This window comes from Actinomadura sp. RB99 (assembly GCF_014706005.1).
In the GTDB taxonomy this organism is placed as follows: Bacteria; Actinomycetota; Actinomycetes; order Streptosporangiales; family Streptosporangiaceae; genus Spirillospora.
In genome coordinates, this window is the sequence record NZ_JABMCA010000203.1 from 1 (window position 1) to 660 (window position 660).

General features: G+C 74.1%; 3 protein-coding genes. All 3 read left to right on the forward strand.

What is annotated here, in order from left to right:
* On the forward strand, positions 1-202 hold a 202-nt coding region (locus tag amrb99_RS50455), incomplete at its 5' end, for a hypothetical protein (protein ID WP_206700438.1).
* Positions 199-414, forward strand: a complete 216-nt coding sequence (locus amrb99_RS49565; protein WP_190869047.1) for a hypothetical protein — start codon at positions 199-201, stop codon at positions 412-414. The genes amrb99_RS50455 and amrb99_RS49565, both read left to right, overlap by 4 nt.
* On the forward strand, positions 414-660 hold a 247-nt coding region (locus tag amrb99_RS50460), incomplete at its 3' end, for a hypothetical protein (RefSeq protein WP_206700439.1). The genes amrb99_RS49565 and amrb99_RS50460, both read left to right, overlap by 1 nt.

Consider the following 660-nt stretch of genomic DNA (forward strand, 5'->3'; position numbering starts at 1 on the left):
TGACGCACCTCGCGTTGCTGCGCGAGATCACGACCCGTTTGGGCGGGTGGTGGTGATGGCGAAGAAGACGACCCCCCCGCCGGACCCCCGCAAAGGCGACTACGACCAGTACGCGCGGGCGGAGCTGCGCCGCATGAACGCGGACGCCCAGGAACAGGAGCGTCGTCGCGCGGCGAGGGCTCGGGAGAGGGGCGAGCGATGACGAAGCAGACGGTTCGGACGGCGGCGGCGGCTACCGCGGCCGGGATGTCGGTCGGGTTGCTGCTCGTCCTGCCGCCGGTTCTCTCCGTCCTCCTGGTCGCGCTCGCTGCCTACGCCGCGGGTGTGACCGACACGCGCCGCGGCGTCCGCGGCGGACGCGTGCCCCTGCTCGTGGAGCGTGCGCGCGAGCGCATCGGCCGGGAGGTGAAGTGATGGCGGACCGGACCGGCGAGGCCGCTGTCGTGCCCGTGGCTGCGCGGGAGACGTGGGCGGAGGTCATGGAGCGGGCCGGTTACCAGTGCGAGTGCTCGCGGTCCGGTCACGGGCACGGCCGGGGCCGGTGCGAGCACGCGCAGGGTCCGGGGGTGCGGCTGATTGCCGGGCCGGTGAACCCGGGGCCGGACGTGGCCGCGGACATGGCGACGACGAACCCCGCGGACATGGTCGCGTGGTGTCCGT

Coding starts and splice junctions, on each gene's coding strand:
- amrb99_RS49565 (WP_190869047.1), top strand. CDS start 199: ATGACGAAGCAGACGGTTCGGACGGCGGCGGCGGCTACCGCGGCCGGG.